General features: G+C 64.3%; 1 protein-coding gene and 1 pseudogene. Both read right to left on the reverse strand.

Features of this window, described 5'->3' with window-relative positions; genetic code table 11:
- Window positions 1–862 (reverse strand): NADP-dependent phosphogluconate dehydrogenase (gndA, locus tag EN879_RS35955; protein ID WP_127274716.1); only part of this gene is annotated, 862 nt, incomplete at its 3' end.
- Between the two features lie 148 nt (window positions 863–1,010).
- Window positions 1,011–1,343, reverse strand: a pseudogene (locus tag EN879_RS35960) (copper resistance protein CopC); the annotation flags it as partial.
- Between the last annotated feature and the right edge of the window lie 32 nt (window positions 1,344–1,375).

Consider the following 1,375-nt stretch of genomic DNA (forward strand, 5'->3'; position numbering starts at 1 on the left):
CCGCCACCGCCGCCTCGATCGCGGTGGCCGGGATGCCGAGCTGCTGCGCCTCGATGACCGACCATTTGCCGGTGCCCTTCTGGCCGGCGCGGTCGAGGATGATGTCGACCACCGGTTTGCCGGTCTTCGGATCGTCGGCGGCCAGCACCTTGGCGGTGATCTCGATCAGGTAGGAGTTGAGCCGGCCCTTGTTCCAGTTGGCAAACACCGTGCCGATCTCTTTCGGGCCCATGCCCAGGCCGTCGCGCAGGATGCCGTAGATCTCCGCGATCATCTGCATGTCGGCATATTCGATGCCGTTGTGGATGGTCTTGACGAAATGTCCGGCGCCGTCGGTGCCGAGCCATGCCGCGCAGGGTTCGTCCTTGAATTTGGCGGAGATCGCCGTCAGCACCTTCTCGACGCGCTTCCATGAGTCCTCCGTGCCGCCGACCATGATCGACGGCCCGTGGCGTGCCCCCTCCTCGCCGCCGGACACGCCCATGCCGATGAAGGTGAGACCCGAACCGGAAAGCTCGGAGAAGCGCCGCATCGTGTCGCGGAAATTGGCGTTGCCGGCATCGATGACGATGTCGTTGGCCGACAGCACGCCACGCAGTGCCGCGATCTGTTCGTCGACCGGCTTGCCGGCCAGCACCATGATGATGATCGGGCGCGGCGGCCGGATCGCGGCGGCGAGCTCTTCAAGGCTGTAGCAGGGCACGACCATGTCCCTGAGTGCGCCGGCATTCTCGACAAAGGCATCGGTGCGCGCCCTGGTGCGGTTGAAGACAGCGATGCGGTGCCCGTGCTCGGCGATGTTGAGCGCCAGGTTGGAGCCCATCGTGCCAAGGCCGATCAGGCCGATTTCGGCTTTTTCCATCGTTTCTTCCCTGCTCTCGGATCGTTTGTTGAGACCGCGATTTTGCGGGCGATGATTGACGGGCCTTGACGCCTGCGTCAACCGCCTCGCCGAATTGTGTTGCCCGGATTGTCGGTCGTGCCCGTGTAGAGGTACCTGGCAGTCCCGCCTACGGCCTGATGTCGACGGGCGCCTCGATCTTCACCATCTGAAAATCCGAGACCAGTATGTCGATGCGCACCGTCCACCGGCCGGGCAGCGGAATGACGAGGTTGTCGACGCGCCAGCTGCCGTCGCCGGGCTTGGTTGCCGCGCGCTTCAAGGGCTCGATGCCGGAATCGGGCTTTGACAGCACAAGCGTTACCTCCTTGGCGTCGAGCGGGCCGAAATCGCCGCTCATGATGACCATCGAGGCAACGACCGGGCCGGCATGGCCTGGAGTGATGTTGAGATCGGCCATCGCTTGCAGCGCGTGGATATGGACCGACACCGGTTGCGCTGCAAGCGATGGCCGATCTCAACATCACTCCAGGC

The sequence above is a fragment of the Mesorhizobium sp. M7A.F.Ca.AU.002.02.1.1 genome (genome assembly GCF_003998535.1).
Taxonomy (GTDB): domain Bacteria; phylum Pseudomonadota; class Alphaproteobacteria; order Rhizobiales; family Rhizobiaceae; genus Mesorhizobium; species Mesorhizobium ciceri.